At 56.8% G+C, this 14,862-nt stretch carries 16 protein-coding genes; 10 read left to right on the top strand and 6 right to left on the bottom strand.

Features of this window, described 5'->3' with window-relative positions; genetic code table 11:
- Window positions 1–8: 8 nt before the first annotated feature.
- The 5 genes from O2N63_RS15915 to O2N63_RS15935 form a co-directional block, all read right to left on the bottom strand.
- The gene (locus tag O2N63_RS15915) at window positions 9–575 is read right to left on the bottom strand and encodes a hemerythrin domain-containing protein (protein WP_271055289.1); all 567 of its coding nucleotides are present in this window, start codon (window positions 573–575) and stop codon (window positions 9–11) included.
- Window positions 576–649: 74 nt separating this feature from the next.
- Window positions 650–2,185, bottom strand: coding sequence for a glutamate synthase-related protein (locus O2N63_RS15920; RefSeq protein WP_271055290.1), 1,536 nt, complete (start codon window positions 2,183–2,185; stop codon window positions 650–652).
- Window positions 2,186–2,268: 83 nt separating this feature from the next.
- Complete coding sequence (locus O2N63_RS15925) at window positions 2,269–3,234, bottom strand: methylenetetrahydrofolate reductase (RefSeq protein WP_271055291.1); 966 nt, start codon at window positions 3,232–3,234, stop codon at window positions 2,269–2,271.
- Complete coding sequence (locus O2N63_RS15930; protein ID WP_271055292.1) at window positions 3,231–3,890, bottom strand: methylenetetrahydrofolate reductase C-terminal domain-containing protein; 660 nt, start codon at window positions 3,888–3,890, stop codon at window positions 3,231–3,233. Before O2N63_RS15930 ends, O2N63_RS15925 begins: the two co-directional genes overlap by 4 nt.
- Window positions 3,891–3,973: 83 nt before the next feature.
- On the bottom strand, window positions 3,974–4,651 hold the full coding sequence (locus tag O2N63_RS15935) for a Crp/Fnr family transcriptional regulator (RefSeq protein ID WP_271055293.1): 678 nt from the start codon (window positions 4,649–4,651) through the stop codon (window positions 3,974–3,976).
- 187 nt (window positions 4,652–4,838) lie between these two features.
- On the opposite strand from O2N63_RS15935, the gene O2N63_RS15940 reads away from it, so the two are divergent.
- From O2N63_RS15940 to O2N63_RS15960, 5 genes are all read left to right on the top strand, one after another.
- On the top strand, window positions 4,839–6,038 hold the full coding sequence (locus O2N63_RS15940; protein ID WP_271055294.1) for an HBL/NHE enterotoxin family protein: 1,200 nt from the start codon (window positions 4,839–4,841) through the stop codon (window positions 6,036–6,038).
- A gap of 90 nt (window positions 6,039–6,128) precedes the next feature.
- Entirely contained in the window at window positions 6,129–7,238 is a 1,110-nt protein-coding gene (locus O2N63_RS15945) for an HBL/NHE enterotoxin family protein (RefSeq protein WP_271055295.1), read from the top strand.
- A 60-nt stretch (window positions 7,239–7,298) separates the two neighbouring features.
- Complete coding sequence (locus O2N63_RS15950; protein ID WP_271055296.1) at window positions 7,299–8,108, top strand: hypothetical protein; 810 nt, start codon at window positions 7,299–7,301, stop codon at window positions 8,106–8,108.
- A 24-nt stretch (window positions 8,109–8,132) separates the two neighbouring features.
- Window positions 8,133–8,528, top strand: a complete 396-nt coding sequence (locus O2N63_RS15955) for a hypothetical protein (RefSeq protein WP_271055297.1) — start codon at window positions 8,133–8,135, stop codon at window positions 8,526–8,528.
- An 83-nt stretch (window positions 8,529–8,611) separates the two neighbouring features.
- Window positions 8,612–8,788, top strand: a complete 177-nt coding sequence (locus tag O2N63_RS15960; protein WP_271055298.1) for a hypothetical protein — start codon at window positions 8,612–8,614, stop codon at window positions 8,786–8,788.
- A 563-nt stretch (window positions 8,789–9,351) separates the two neighbouring features.
- On the opposite strand, the gene O2N63_RS15965 is transcribed toward O2N63_RS15960, so the two are convergent.
- A complete protein-coding gene (locus O2N63_RS15965) occupies window positions 9,352–9,939 on the bottom strand; it encodes a TetR/AcrR family transcriptional regulator (protein WP_271055299.1) in 588 nt (195 codons plus the stop codon).
- A gap of 235 nt (window positions 9,940–10,174) precedes the next feature.
- On the opposite strand from O2N63_RS15965, the gene O2N63_RS15970 reads away from it, so the two are divergent.
- From O2N63_RS15970 to amaB, 5 genes are all read left to right on the top strand, one after another.
- Entirely contained in the window at window positions 10,175–10,654 is a 480-nt protein-coding gene (locus O2N63_RS15970; protein WP_271055300.1) for a c-type cytochrome, read from the top strand.
- 119 nt (window positions 10,655–10,773) lie between these two features.
- Window positions 10,774–11,394 carry a luciferase domain-containing protein gene (locus O2N63_RS15975; RefSeq protein ID WP_271055301.1) on the top strand — a complete coding sequence of 207 codons (621 nt, stop codon included), beginning with the start codon at window positions 10,774–10,776 and terminating at the stop codon, window positions 11,392–11,394.
- 217 nt (window positions 11,395–11,611) lie between these two features.
- Entirely contained in the window at window positions 11,612–12,040 is a 429-nt protein-coding gene (locus tag O2N63_RS15980) for an Lrp/AsnC family transcriptional regulator (protein ID WP_271055302.1), read from the top strand.
- A gap of 124 nt (window positions 12,041–12,164) precedes the next feature.
- Window positions 12,165–13,271, top strand: coding sequence for a saccharopine dehydrogenase family protein (locus tag O2N63_RS15985; RefSeq protein ID WP_271055303.1), 1,107 nt, complete (start codon window positions 12,165–12,167; stop codon window positions 13,269–13,271).
- Between the two features lie 10 nt (window positions 13,272–13,281).
- The gene (gene amaB / locus O2N63_RS15990; protein ID WP_271055304.1) at window positions 13,282–14,796 is read left to right on the top strand and encodes an L-piperidine-6-carboxylate dehydrogenase; all 1,515 of its coding nucleotides are present in this window, start codon (window positions 13,282–13,284) and stop codon (window positions 14,794–14,796) included.
- The last annotated feature ends 66 nt before the right edge of the window (window positions 14,797–14,862 follow it).

The raw sequence follows: 14,862 nt of genomic DNA on the forward strand, positions 1-14,862 counted from the left end.
TTTTGTCCTTACCCTCTTAGTCGATGATGAAGGATGATCGGAACGGCGAGCTCCTCTTCATCGGCCAGATGCCTTGCCAGAAAGGCTTCAATCCCTTCCGTGACCTCATGCAGCCGACCCGCTTCATCCCGGGCCTGCGCCTCATCCAGATGGATCAGCTTGATGGCCCGGTTTGCGGTGCGGGTGAAGAGATCAAGCACCTGATCCAGATCGGCGTGGTCCTTTTCCAACACCTCCAGCCCCAGATCAAATCGGGGATCGGCGGTAGAGAGTTCCGGGAAAAAGGAGTGATCCTCCCACCCGTGATGGCCGTGCAGGTTGCCCACCAATGCGCTGCCGTAATAGGACAGCCGCCCGGCAAATTCATCCGGTGTATGGTTTCGGTCCAGATAGGTTTCCGTATCCAGACGCACCCGTTCCGCCAACCTGCGGAACATCCGGTGCGCGCCCAGCCAATGGCGGGTTTTCTCTTTGAAACCGGGATGTTCTTCCCACGCCTCGCGCGGATAAGTGTCGAGCAAGAGACGCATTTCGCTCGGCATGTCGTCGCTACGGATTTTAAGTGTGTCAAACATGGTCTCGCTCCTTTCCGCATGAATATGGGAAAAGCCTCAGGACATGTCAGTCCGATTTGCGCACAGAGAGGGGTCTATTTGCGCACACCCGCATACCGCACGCCACTCAGGTCCGCCATCTCGCGTTTCCATGTGGTCAGGTCGCGGGGGTTGAGATCACTGACCGCGTGATGCCCGCAGGCGCGCGCCAAGACCTGCATCAGCTCGACACTTGCCCCAAAATAGCGCGACAGTTTTTCGGCACCCGCCTGCACATCCAACCGCCTGCGCAGCTCGGGTTTCTGGGTGGCAATCCCTACGGGGCAATTGTTGCTGTTGCACATGCGTGCGGCGATGCAGCCCACCGCCTGCATTGCGGAATTGCTGACGGCAACCGCGTCGGCGCCAAGCGCCAGCGCCTTCGCAAAATCCTCGGCCACGCGCAGACCGCCGGTGATGACCAATGTCACCTCGCGCCCCGCCCGCGCATCCAGATGCGCACGCGCACGCGCCAGCGCCGGAATGGTCGGAACCGAGATATGGTTGCGGAAAATCAGCGGGGCCGCCCCGGTGCCACCCCCTCGCCCATCGAGAATGATGTAATCGGCACTGGCCTGAAGTGCGAAATCGATATCGTCTTCGATATGGTTGGCCGAAAGCTTGAACCCAATCGGAATGCCCCCCGAGCGTTCACGCACCTGATCCGCCACCCGGCGGAAATCCCCAGGCGTGTGCAGGTCGGGGAAGGTTGCGGGCGAGATCGCCGCCTGACCCGGTTCCAACCCGCGCACATCGGCGATTTTACCCTGCACCTTGTCGCCGGGCAAATGCCCACCCGTGCCGGTTTTGGCCCCTTGGCCGCCTTTGAAGTGAAAGGCCTGCACACGGGCCACAAGATCGAGATCCCATCCGAACCGGGCAGACGCGAGCTCATAAAAATAGCGGCTGTTCTCGGCCTGCTCTTCGGGCAGCATCCCGCCCTCACCAGAACAGATCCCTGTGCCGGCCATGTCGGCCCCACGGGCCAGCGCGATCTTGGCTTCTTCGGACAGCGCGCCGAAACTCATGTCAGAGACAAACAACGGAATATCGAGCGTCAGCGGTTTTTTCGCCCGCGGCCCGATGGTGACAGAGGTAACAACCGGCATGTCGTCCAAAAGCGGCTTGCGGGCCATCTGGGCGGGCAGGATCTGAATGTCATCCCAATGGGGCAGGTCCTTGCGCGGCACGCCCATGGCGCCCATCTCACCGTGATGCCCCAGTTTCGACAACCCGTCACGGGCCAACTCGTGAATACGGGCCACGGTGGGTTCCTCCGGCGTTGGCACCGCCTGCGGCACGTCCGATTTCGGGGTAGGGGAGGGATCGCCAACCTCCAAATTCCCAAGCCGCGTATGGGAGCCATCACAGAAAGGCGCATTGGCGCTGGACTTGCATTGGCACAGAACCGCCGGGCCGGATTTCTCGGCGGTGAATTTCAAGGGCTTCAATCCGGTTCCTGCGTGCGATCCGTCACAAAACGGCTGGGTTTTAGACCGCCCACACCGGCACCAGAAGTATTGTTTCCCCTCTTCCAGTTCAGCCTTGGTCGGGTGCTTCGCGGCAATGATCGGGGGGGACTGCTCGGACATGGGGGCTCCTGCCTGGGATTACGGGTACTGCAAATGAACCCCACCCTAGACCAGCACATCGCAATAGCAAAATAACGGGCGCGTTACTTGATCCGCGTGCCCAGAATGCCGCTTTCATGGATGATCTCAGAGACCTGATGTTCCTTGCGATAGGCCATCACATGCACGCCCGATACGCCTGCAATCTCGCGGATTTGCTGGATCAGTTCGATGCAAATCTTCTTGCCCTCCGCACCCGGTTTCTCGGCCCCTTCCATGCGCTTGATCACATCATCCGGGATATGAATACCCGGCACGTTTGAGCGCATCCAGCGCGCCGCGCGGGCCGAGGCCAAGGGACCTACACCGGGCAGGATATAGACCTGTTTGTCCAATCCCAGATCTCGCACGCGGGCCATGAATTTCTCAAACAGCGGGATGTCATAGATATAGTTGGTCTGGATGAACTCCGCCCCCGCCTTGATCTTTTTCGCCAGTCGATCCGGGCGCCAGTCATGCGGTTCGATACAGGGGTTTTCCGCCGCCCCAAGGAAAAGTTGCGGCGGGTTGGTGATCTTGCGCCCCGACAGGAACACCTTCTCATCGCGCATGGTGCGAATGGTGCGCAGAAGCGAGATACTGTCGAAGTCAAACACCGGCTTGGCCCCGGGCTGGTCGCCCACGCCCACGCCATCCCCGGTCAGGCACAAGACATTGCTCACCCCCATGGCCGCCGCCCCCAGCACGTCACCCTGAATGGCAATCCGGTTCCGGTCACGACAGGAGATCTGGTAGACGGGGGAATAGCCCGCGCGGGTCAACAACGCGGAAATCCCGATTGAGGACATATGGCAATTGGCCCCCGATGCGTCGGTGGCATTGATCGCATCCACCACTTCCGACAGGGGTTGCGCCGCCTCGTAAACATCCGCCGGATCGGCGCTGTCGGGCGGATTCAACTCGGCCGTGATGGCAAAGCGGCCTGAGCGCAGCACCCGTTCCAGCCTGCTGTGAGAAACATGGCCTTCGGGCGGTGGGGCATAAGTGGTGGCGGGATCAGGCTGGGTCATGTCTTATCCCCTTTCACATCCGCTTTGGCGCCGGCGGGTGGATCTATTGTGACATCCCTATGGGCGGCTTCGGGTTCTTCCACCAGAGGCGCAGTCGAGGGTTCAACCTTGCGCGCGCCGGAAAAAGCCATGGCAATGGTGGTGCGCCTTGCTTCGCGGGCTTCGCGCAGATGAACGGCCTTCTCGCGACTGACCCTGAGCCATGAGGACGACCCCTCCAGATTGCGTTCGACCGGCGGCAAGACCTCGGTGATCTGGCTGCCGTTTTTCATCCGCGACGCCCCGTCCCAGGCCAGCGCCCAGACACATTTCATCTCGGGCTTCACCTCGCAATACGCACCGGGGCGCACACCACCACAGGGACCATTGCGCAATTGTTTGGGGCAGTTCATCGGACAGGACATACCGGTGGAGGACAGCACGCATTGCCCGCACATCTTGCAGTCAAACAGCACCGTCTTGACCGCTTTCTCCACCAACGCCACCGGGCGCTCCACCCGTTCATACCCAATCCGGGCAAACAGGGGATCCATCGCCACAAGGGTCTGTTCCACACGTCGGTAGATCCATTCAAATGCCCGCGAATGACGAATGGCAAACAACCGCAATCTATACATCTCGCGCCCTTTCGAAGCGGCCAGGTTTTGCTTTCGCAAAATCGAAGCACATGATTTTCCTTCAAGATTGAGGGATTGCGCTGGTTCCGGCAAGTTAAAAGCGAGTGGGGAAGGGGCACTAGTCAGGGATCCGACAACTCTGCCAATGCCTGCGGATTGAGAATCCTGATCTGACGGCGCCCAGTTTCAATGATCCCTGCCTTTTTGAGTGAAGAAATTGCGCGGCTTACCGCCTCTCGGTTTGCACCAAGCGTATTCCCCAACTCTGCATGTGTCGGCATGTCCTTCAAAACCCCACCTTCACTAAGCACCCCTTCCTGCAATGCAAGCCGAAGCAAATGGGACCGCACGCGATCCACAACGGAAAAGCTGGTGAGTTCATTGCAACGCATTGTAATTGCGCGAATTCTATCCGTCAGGCTTACAAGAATGGTATGCCGGAACCCGGGATGCATATCTATTAGAGACAGAAAATCCTTTTGCGGCAAAATCCACATCACCGTCTTCGTTTGCGCGTAAATCGACAACGAACGTTGCGACCCATCAATCGCGGACAGCTCACCAAAAGCATCCCCGGCAGGGATTCGGCTAAAGACAATTTCGCGCCCGTCATTTGTCCAATGCACGGCCAGGGCACGACCTTTGACCACCAGATAGACATCATTTGACGGGTCGGCGCGGTCGATGACCAACTGCCCTTGATCATATGTGGCGGGGCGCAACCGTCGCTGAACCCGCGCAAGATCTTCCTCTCCAAAACCACGAAACCACTGAAATGAACTTAGGTCTACTTTGGCCATGACCTGATCCTTGTCTCTCAAATCGGGCCCCCAAATCGCAAATACCAAAGATCAGTTGGAGCGCGGGAGAATAAATTTTCTGCTCCGATGTGCGCCAGCGCACCGAACTGGCTCGTCAGCTCTGGCAGCGTAGTCCTGCGGCAGAGACATCGCTGCAGAACCCAAGTAACTGCCAAGGAGACTGACAATGGCTCTGGATAACACCACCAGCATTTCCGTTACCGACCTTCGACAAGACCTGTTTCAGGTCGGAGCTGAGGTCTTACACATGCAAGGGCGCGCCATGGTGCTTGATCGACAGGTCAATCTGAAGGTGCTGACTGATCCGACGGGCGTCGGAGGCGAGGCGATTGCAGCGCAAAAATCCATGCGCAAAGCCGCCAACTATTACCTATCCACCGTGATGCCAAAGTTGATCAGGATCGTCACTGATGCTTCTGCCGCGCGAAACCTTGTTGTTGCGCTGAAGACCACACTTGCACCGGTGACTGACCCTGAAGAAGCCAAGCGGCTAATCACCTCGGTGGCAAACCAGCTGGATGTCTATGCAAAGAACACACAGGACGCTGTCCAACTGGCGCAGACAAGCGTGAATGTCACGACTGCCGCAAGCACTAAACTGGCGACCGCGATTGCGGATGCAACCGCAAAGCTGGACGGGCCAAACGGTCAGATCGCCGCCGCACAGACCGAGATTGACGCGACGGAAAAAGAAGTTTTCGACGCCATACAGGCCATTGTGACCAATGCCGATAGCATCGGCGAGGGTGTCAAGGATCTGGTGACCTATGTGCTGTCCTTCATCGGCGGGGGCGATAAAGACAACAAATCCGATGGCACCTCGAAAGGCGACGATTCCTCCTCTGAGAAAAAGGAGAAATCAGCGCCAAAATCCGGCGACGAAAAAGCTGAAAATGGCGAGAACGGTGATGGCCCCTCTGGTGGGGGAGATAAGGAAGAAGGAGGTGAGATTGCTGAATTTCCAGCCCAATCGATCACCACCATTTCTACCGGTGTCGCAGGCATCTCTGAGGCACAGAAAGCGATCAAGAGCGGAAACGCGCTTCTGAATAAACAATACCAGGCCTTCGCGGCGATGAGCGCAATGCTTGCCGCGGTCCAGGTTATCAACTCTCAGATCGGCACAATCAACAAAACCGGGGCCAGCCTTCTGACCGCAGTTAGTGAGGCCGCGACCTCATACGGCGATATCGCGTCTGGCATGACCGCGTTGGCCAACAAAGTCGATCAGGACGGCGGCCTTCCCGCCGCAATGTCTGAAATCAACGCGGTGATCGCCGATTGGAGCCGTTTGCGCGGCGAACTGGACGATATGCGCGCCGCCCTGTCAGGCGTTGGGTCCTATTTTCCACCGCTTTCCGACTGACATGTTCGATCAGGGCGTAGATCGCCCCGGTCCGTTTTCCCGAGTTTCCAACGTGTAAACCACCACCCCATTCAATAGCAGGAGAAAATTATGAATATCGTATTACTCGCGAACAACACCTCCACGGCCCAACAGGCATCAAACGCCAATATTGCCACCGCTGGACAGGCCTCAATCGTTCAGGGGTATGCTATGACAGTGCAGCGACAGCCCTTTGTCGATTTCGGTGACTTCAAGAACTTGAAAACGTTCGAAACGGACATCAACAACGGGATCAAAAGCGCGCAGTCCCACGCGAGCAATTATCTTGACAACATCCTGCCGGAGATGATCCAGCAAAACTCGAATATCAAGGCATATTTCAATCTGCAAAACGCCTTGGGTACGGCGCTGGATCCTTCAGCTCCGGCAAGCCAGGCCATTGCCTTGATGAAGCAAGTCCAGGAGCAAACTCAGGGCTATCAGACAAGCGCCAAGGGGTTGGTGACAAACCTCAACACACTTCGCAACAATCTGAACACCGATAGCTCCAACTTCTCGGGCTATGTCACCAAACTGAACGCTGCGGTCGATGGCGACAATGGCGTTTTGGCCCAGCTCGATAAGCAGGTCGATGACATCGACACCAAAATTGATACCGCAATCGCGGGCGCTGCCCTATCCGGGCTCACGATCGCAGGCGGCGGGCTGATGATTGCTGTCGGTGGAATTGCCGACTTTGTAACCGCAGGTGCGTCAACACCATTGGTTGTAGCGGGCGTTGCCGTAGTCGCGGTTGGGGTTGCGGGTGCGGCCGCATCCGGCATCGCAATTGGTGTTCTTCTGGACCAGAAAGGCAAGGTTCTGACCGAGAAGGCCAATCTGAAAGCCGAGGTCAAGCTAGCTCGTGGCATGTCTGGCGGCTTTGACTCTCTCGCGAAAAAGGCCGGCGGTGCCGCCGATGCGGCACAGGACATGGCCAATGCCTGGACCTCACTGGAGCAGGACATGGGTAGCCTGATCGGTCAGCTCGAAAACGGTGAGACCGACGTCAAATCCCTGCGCAACCTCTACCAGGCTGCCGCAAAAGGTACGGTCAAGGATATCCAGAACGACACCAATGTCATTCAGCAGCAGCTGGCTGGCGTCAACAAAAAATATGCCCCCGATGGAACGTCAATCGGGACCTATGTTCAGGATCAAATGAAGGCGGCTGCATAGTCTCCGAGTGACCCGGCGACCCCGGGTCACCTCCCCCTCTGACAATCGAAAGGATAGACCATGTTCAGACAGGTCATCGCCAATGCATTGAATCTTGCCAACGCCATCTCTGCCCTGCCAAAGACGTCCCAATCACAGGCCATCATCCAACACGCCAGCAATTTCAGTGATACAGAAGTTCCGGCCCTTCAGAGCTTCGCCAGCGCTTGCACGAGTTTCCTAAACTCGGCGACGCCGAGCGTTGCCACAATGCTCAAAGCCATCGAAGGCGGAGCTACCCCCGAAAGCCAGAAATCCGCTTTGGACAATCTGATCAGCCAGATCGATGGGCTCGATACGCTGGCGGTGAAAAGCAATACCGATCTGAATTCGTTTCGCAATACCTTCAACGCTGATTGCGCAGAGCTGCAAACTGCGGTTGGCCAGCTTCGTGGTCAGATCGCCGGGCTGCAGGCGCGACAAAGCCACTACCGGCAGAAAGCTAAGGAACTTCAGTCACGCATCAATGTGATGAATGTCATGGTTTGGGTCCCCTTTGTCGGATGGATTGTCAAAGGTGCTTCTGAACTGGCGAGTCTGATCACGGAGCACAAATCCACCGAAGTGGCGCTATCGGATGCCACCAGCTCTCTGGCGAATGTGAAAGCGCAGGAAGCACAGCTCAATTCATCGGTCGTACAAGCGCAACAGCTTCAGTCCCTGGTCGGACAGCTGGCTTCGGGAACCCAGAACGTGACCAACGCTGTCAACATGCTCAAGCAGCAACTCGACAACGAGGAAAACTTTCTGAATGGCGTAGGAGACGCGCCAAAGCTGTTTCTCACCGCGGCGCAAACATCGCTGCAACAACTTGCCACGCAAGTTTCCTAACCCTCCAGACCAAAGGAAAGACCAATGACACATCTTCGCAAACTGATTGCCGCCATAGGTATCGCTTCGCTCTGTGGCACCGCCGCGTTTGCCGATTGCGGGGCGGCCAATAACGCCGATCTTGCCGACAGCATTGCCTATGGGCATGCCTATTCCAAGCACCATGCTGAGTTTGACAATGGCGCAGTTGTAAACGGGATCGCGTTCCCAGATGAAGACATCACCAATGCAAATGATTTTGCCTTATTCTTGCTGGGCATCCTGAATACGCCCAGCCTGAACAAAGCGTTAAACAATGATCGGCATGCTTATTGGGATACGCCAACCGGAACGATCATCATCGAGAATCGTAATGTCGATGATTGCGGCACTGCCTTCCGGCCTAATGACGGCGTCGACTATTATAACAGACAGAACTAAACCTGTGGGCGATTTGCCCGAGTTTTCGAAGTTGTGAAAGCGCGGGCAAATCTGCATTCTGGGGAAAACGAAGGGATCAATCGATGTCAAGCCAACCCATTTGTCTGAGCCGGGACGAGCTCAATGCGACTATCCAGGCACTGAGCTATATGTTGTCGCAAACCGAGGAGAGTGAGTTTCACACCCTCGTTGGCCTCCCAAAGTCGAAAGGCCATGCCCTGACGGACCGGCTGAACGAGATATTCCGTAGTATGAAGTGAGGGAATTGATTTATTGCGTATTTCGCCGAAGCGGATCACTCAGCACCACGCAGTTTATTCGAATTCACTACGTTGTTCATCGGACTTGGGTAGGTTTCGGCTGGGTGAAAAGAGACGCCCAAAGGTGTCTGTTTCGATAATTCTGCTGTCGGATTTATCGTAGTTTATTTAGAGGCCCGCTCTGGCGCATTAGAAATGTCCTGTTTCCCTTTCAATGGCCAAAGAAGTTCTTCGCGCAGACAAGCGATGGGATGAATTTTTTTACATAATAAACCTTATGCGATTGGTGCTATGTACGCGGTGCGCACGACCAACAAGAGCGACTCCTATTAGAAACCAATGGTTTATCTAATGAGGGGATCATCGCATGGGCACGGTTTTTTGTTGCACGAGATACGCAGCGGAATTCTGACCCACAGCATCCCTGTCGGGCAGTATGACGGCCCATATCTGTTCTACCCCGACGAATGAATGATCCCCCCACTGAACTGGTCCGCCCCTATAGTTAGGAGGCGGAGGATTAAAGATGGAAATCAAGCGACATAAAGCGGAAAAGATTTTTACTAAGTTACGGCAGGCTTTGTCGCCAAGCGGCAGATAAGATCGACATGTGTATCGAGCCATTCGCGATCCAACGGCAATCCCGCAATATACTTTCGAAAATAGGGGACAGCGATCGCCATTTCCGCCAGCTGCCCAACCGGCGCGGATTCGAGAAGCTCACCGCGCTCCCCTGCGGCGGCAAATACGGCCTCCACGCTGGCGATCCGGTCTCGCATAAAGTCATTGATAACAGCCCGCGCCTGTGAATCGGTCGCCGCCAATGCTACGACTTGCGGAGCGACCTGGCCCCAGGGCGTTTCGTTCAAAGCGATCAACAGATTGCCCATCATCCACGCCAGATCGGCACGAAATGGTCCGTTGGTTTTCGGCGGGAAGTTTGGCGAGGTTGCCGCCAGAAGGAAGACGTCGTTGCGCAGCGATTCCAGTTTCGGCCAATGCCGATAAAGCGTACTGCGCGAGATTCCGGTCGCGGTGCTCACCGACCCGTGGGTGACCGCCAGTACCCCATTTTCGTGCAGAATTTTCAGTGCCACATCAAGTGCAAGGTTACGGGTTGCAGCCAGTCGCGGGTCTTTCGGTCGGGTCATTCGACGCCCCTATAAAACACATTGTTGCGGTGCGATACAATTTGTTCTAAAAGTATCCACATCATTGCCATGGCATCTTACTGTTTCTCGAAAAGGTTCATCAAGTGTTCACAGGTTTTCACCAGTCAATGGAAGCGCCGGGACACATGAGATCCTCACAAAACATTGTACGCGGCTTGTACGCCGGGAAGAAAGACATGGTCTGATGAAAAATTTTCAAGCGGAGAAAAACAGGATGAAACGAAACAAAGTATGGATCGCGGCCGGTCTGGTCTCTGCATTGTCTGTCGGCACCGTGTTGGCCGAAAGTCATGCGGATAACCCGTTTGCCGCAGGTGTAAAGGCGCGTCAGGCACATATGCAACTTTACGCCTTTAACCTCGGTATCCTTGGTGCGATGGCAAAGGGCGAAGCGGAATACGATGCCGAAGCGGCAGCTTTGGCTGCCAACAACATCGTGCATATCGCATCGGTTCACCAACCGCAGGCGTGGGCTCCGGGTTCCGACAATTCCGCCATCAATGGGACGCGTGCACTTCCCGCGCTTTGGCAAAACTTCCCGGATGTCGGCCAAAAATCGAAAGATCTGTTTGCAGCGGCAGAAGCGATGAAAGCAGTGGCTGGTGACGGCCAGCAAGCCCTCGGTGGCGCCATGGGCAAGCTGGGTGCTGCCTGCAGCGCGTGTCACAAGGCATATCGCGCACCAGAGAACTAGGTCGAGAAAACAGCTCGTCGATCACTTCAAGGCTCCTGGCCGCTTGAAAGACGGGCAACAAAACCGGCCTTCCTTTCTTATTCTCTGCACGTCATGGCACAAGAAGGGAAGGCCATGCTTTGGTAGCGGCGCAGGGACAGTTTCGCCATCAACGAAATCTATCAAGTTTAAAAATTAACTCTCTGGAGACAGATTTGATGAATGTAAAACGGTTTATCGAGAGTTTTCTTCCCATAGCCCTGTTGGCCGCCTCATCCGCAGCTGCTGAGATTGGAGACCTGCCACAGCGTGAAACGCCAATTCCACGAACGACAAACAGCGTTCCGCATGTCCAAATTGGGATAGAGCCAATACGCGAGATTTCGGCCGAATTACTAAACCGCGTATCCGAAATTCCTGGGGTCGAGATCAGGAACACTGTTGTTTCCCTGCCGGGGGCGTTGGGATTTTGGATCAGCGAAGAAATCCCCTTGGCCAGACCAGAAGTCATCGCAGGCGGCAGAGAGTTCGCCCATATGCATCCCGATGGCAGTCTGCATGCCTCGTTGCCGCCAGAGCTGGCCGAACGGGCGATCAAAGCTGGCTGGGCGGTCAGCCATCCGTGGTCCGCTCAAAGGCCGAATTGGGAGGGGTTCGCGATGATCTTCACACCCGTCACAGCGGATGAATTAGAAGTGGTCTATGACCTGGTCGTCAAATCTTACGAGTATGTGACGGGAAACGACATCGCTCCGAATTGATTTCGCACCCAGCCGTAAGCGCGTCCCAATTGTCTCCTCTCGTTACGCGCAGCTCATTGCTTCAGCCTCATCAATGAAAACACAGGCCCGCTGATTTCACTGGCTTTTGAATCTCAAAATTTGCGGGAGTGTAATTGAAACCCTCCTTGCCCTTCGCGCCCGTTCCTGTGAACCTGCCCCCACCCGATCAGCCCCGCTTGCCGGAAAGGAGCCCCCTTTGCCCGACGATCTCGACCGCCGCATTCTGGCGCTTTTGCGTTCCGACGCCCGACTGCCCACCGCCAAGATCGCGGCGCAGCTCGGCGTGGCGCGCACCACGGTTCATGCGCGCATCACCAAGATGGAGCGCGAGGGCACGATTGCCGGCTATTCCGTGGTTCTGGGGGATGCAAACAGTGAAAACATCGTACAGGTGGTGATCCTGCTTGAAGTGCAACAAAAGGAAACCGCACGGATCATCAAACGGCTGGAAGGCTACCCGGAAATCCGCCTGTGCCTGTCGATCAATGGCGAGTTCGATCTGCTTTTATCCGCCGAAGCCCCGCGCATCGAGGATCTTGATGTTCTGGTGGATGAACTGGGGGCAATCCCCGGTGTTTTGCGCACCAACACCTCGGTTGTTTTTGGGCGCCGCATCGACAGATAGGACAGTTTGTCATATTTTATGTCATACTGACGAACATGCTACGCATTTCGTCAGTTTTATCCCTACACTCTGAACAGCCCCTCCGCCATCATTTCACATGAACAGGAAATCAGCGGAGAAACACATGTCCTGGAATATTTGCGTTGTTGGGGCCGGAAAGATCGGTCAGATGATTGCGACCCTGCTCAAGGGATCACCGAATTACAGCGTGACTGTGGCCGATCATGACCTCAAGGCCCTTGGTGAAATTGCCAAACTGGGCATCGCCACCAAGCAGATCGACGCCAAGGACGAGGCTGGTCTGGCCCACGGGCTGGACGGGTTTGACGCGGTGATCTCGGCCGCGCCTTTCTTCTTGACCCCGGCCATTGCCAAGGCCGCCAAAGAAGCAGGCGCACATTACTTCGATCTGACCGAAGATGTGGCCGCAACCGAAGCCGTGCGCGAACTGGCACAAGACAGCAACACCGCCTTCATGCCGCAATGCGGTCTGGCTCCGGGGTTTGTGGGCATCGCTGGTGCTGCCTTGGCGTCCGAGTTTGATGAGCTCGACAGCCTGCACATGCGCGTCGGAGCCCTGCCGCTTTATCCGACCAATGCGCTGAAATATAATCTCACCTGGTCCACCGACGGTCTGATCAACGAATATTGCAACCCCTGCGATGCGATCGTGAATGGCGAGCTGGTCAAGACCGCGCCGCTGGAAGATTATGAACGTCTGGGCCATGACGGTGTGGAATATGAATGCTTCAACACCTCGGGTGGTCTTGGCACCCTGCCCGAAACGCTGGCAGGCAAGGCGCGCGCCGTGTCCTATCGCTCGATCCGCTATCCGGGTCATTGCGACATCCTGAAACTGCTTCTGCATGATCTGGGGCTGGAACGTCGCCGCGATCTTCTGAAAGAGATCTTTGAAACCGCCCTGCCCCGCACCGACCAGGACGTGGTTCTGGTCTATTGCACCGCCAAAGGCCTGATCAACGGCCAGCTGCGCGAGAAAAGCCTGATCAACAAAAGCTTCGCCCGCCAGATCGACGGCGCCACCTGGAGCGCCATTCAGGTCACCACCGCAGCAGGCGTGCTGGGTGTCGTTGACCTGATGCGCACCGGCAAACTGCCCGCAAATGGCTTCATCAAGCAGGAACAGGTCAAACTGGACGACTTCCTGAACACCGAATTTGGTCAGCTGTACCGCGCCGGTGACGAAACCCAGAAACATATGGCCGCCTGAGAGAGATAAGATGAAAGACATGAACATGACGTCCGAAACCACCCTGTCGAACCTTGGCCTTGACCCCGCTGCCCTGAGCGGCGGGTCCCTGAAAGTGACCTCTCCCATTGATGGCCGTGTGCTGGCCGAACTGAATGAGATGGGTGCTGGTGAAATGGATGCGGTGATTGCCCGCGCCAAAGCCGCGTTCAAAGCGTGGCGCACCGTCCCTGCCCCGCGCCGTGGCGAACTGGTCCGCCTGCTGGGGGAAGAGTTGCGCGCCGCCAAGGATGACCTCGGTGCGCTGGTCAGCTGGGAAGCTGGCAAAATCACCTCCGAAGGTCTGGGCGAAGTGCAAGAGATGATCGACATCTGTGACTTCGCCGTGGGACAGTCGCGCCAGCTTTATGGCCTGACCATTGCCTCTGAACGCCCCGGTCACCGGATGATGGAAACCTGGCACCCGATCGGCCCGGTGGGTGTGATCTCGGCCTTCAACTTCCCAGTCGCCGTCTGGTGCTGGAACACGGCGCTTGCGCTGGTCTGCGGCAACCCGGTGATCTGGAAACCGTCCGAGAAAACCCCGCTGACCGCGCTGGCCTGCGCCAAGATCTTTGAGCGCGCATTGGCCCGATTTGAAGACGCGCCCGCGGATCTGTTGCAGGTTCTGGTCGGTGGTGCCGATCTGGGCAAAGCCCTTGTGGAAAGCGAAGATGTGCCGGTGATTTCGGCCACCGGATCGACCCGTATGGGCCGCGCCGTGGCGCCGATTGTGGCGGCGCGTTTTGGCAAATGCATCCTAGAACTCGGCGGCAACAACGCGATGATCGTTGGCCCCTCTGCCGATCTGGAAATGGCCGTGCGCGCCATTGTCTTCTCGGCTGTTGGCACCGCCGGTCAGCGCTGCACCACCCTGCGCCGCCTGATCGTACACAACTCGATCAAGGGCGATCTGGTTGCACGCCTCAAGAAAGCCTATGCGGGCCTGCCCATTGGCAACCCGCTGGAAGATGGCACCTTGATCGGGCCGTTGGTAGACGAAGCCTCGGGCAACGCGATGAGCAACGCACTAAAATCGGCTGAGGCCGAAGGTGGTGTGGTCTTTGGTGGCAACCGCGTGACCGAAAACGTCCCGGAAGGCGGCGTTTACATGCAGCCCGCCATCGTCGAAATGCCCGGCCAGAGCGCCACGGTGAAAACCGAAACCTTCGCGCCGATCCTCTACGTGATGGGCTATGACGCGTTTGGCGACGCGCTCGAGATCCAGAATGACGTGCCACAGGGGCTGTCTTCCTGCGTGTTCACCCTGAACATGCGCGAAGCCGAGCAATTCCTCTCGGCAGCCGGATCCGATTGCGGCATTGCCAACGTCAATATCGGGCCATCTGGTGCTGAAATCGGCGGAGCGTTTGGGGGCGAAAAAGAAACCGGTGGCGGACGCGAAAGTGGCTCGGACGCATGGAAAGGCTACATGCGCCGTCAGACCAATACGGTGAACTATTCGGATGAACTGCCGCTGGCCCAAGGCGTCAAGTTCGACATCTGATCGTCACTCCGCCTGCCCTTTGGGCGGTTCGACACAAACAAAACCCCCGCCGAAGTCACCTTCGGC

This window comes from Aliiroseovarius salicola (assembly GCF_027891095.1).
GTDB classification, from domain to species: Bacteria; Pseudomonadota; Alphaproteobacteria; order Rhodobacterales; family Rhodobacteraceae; genus Aliiroseovarius; species Aliiroseovarius salicola.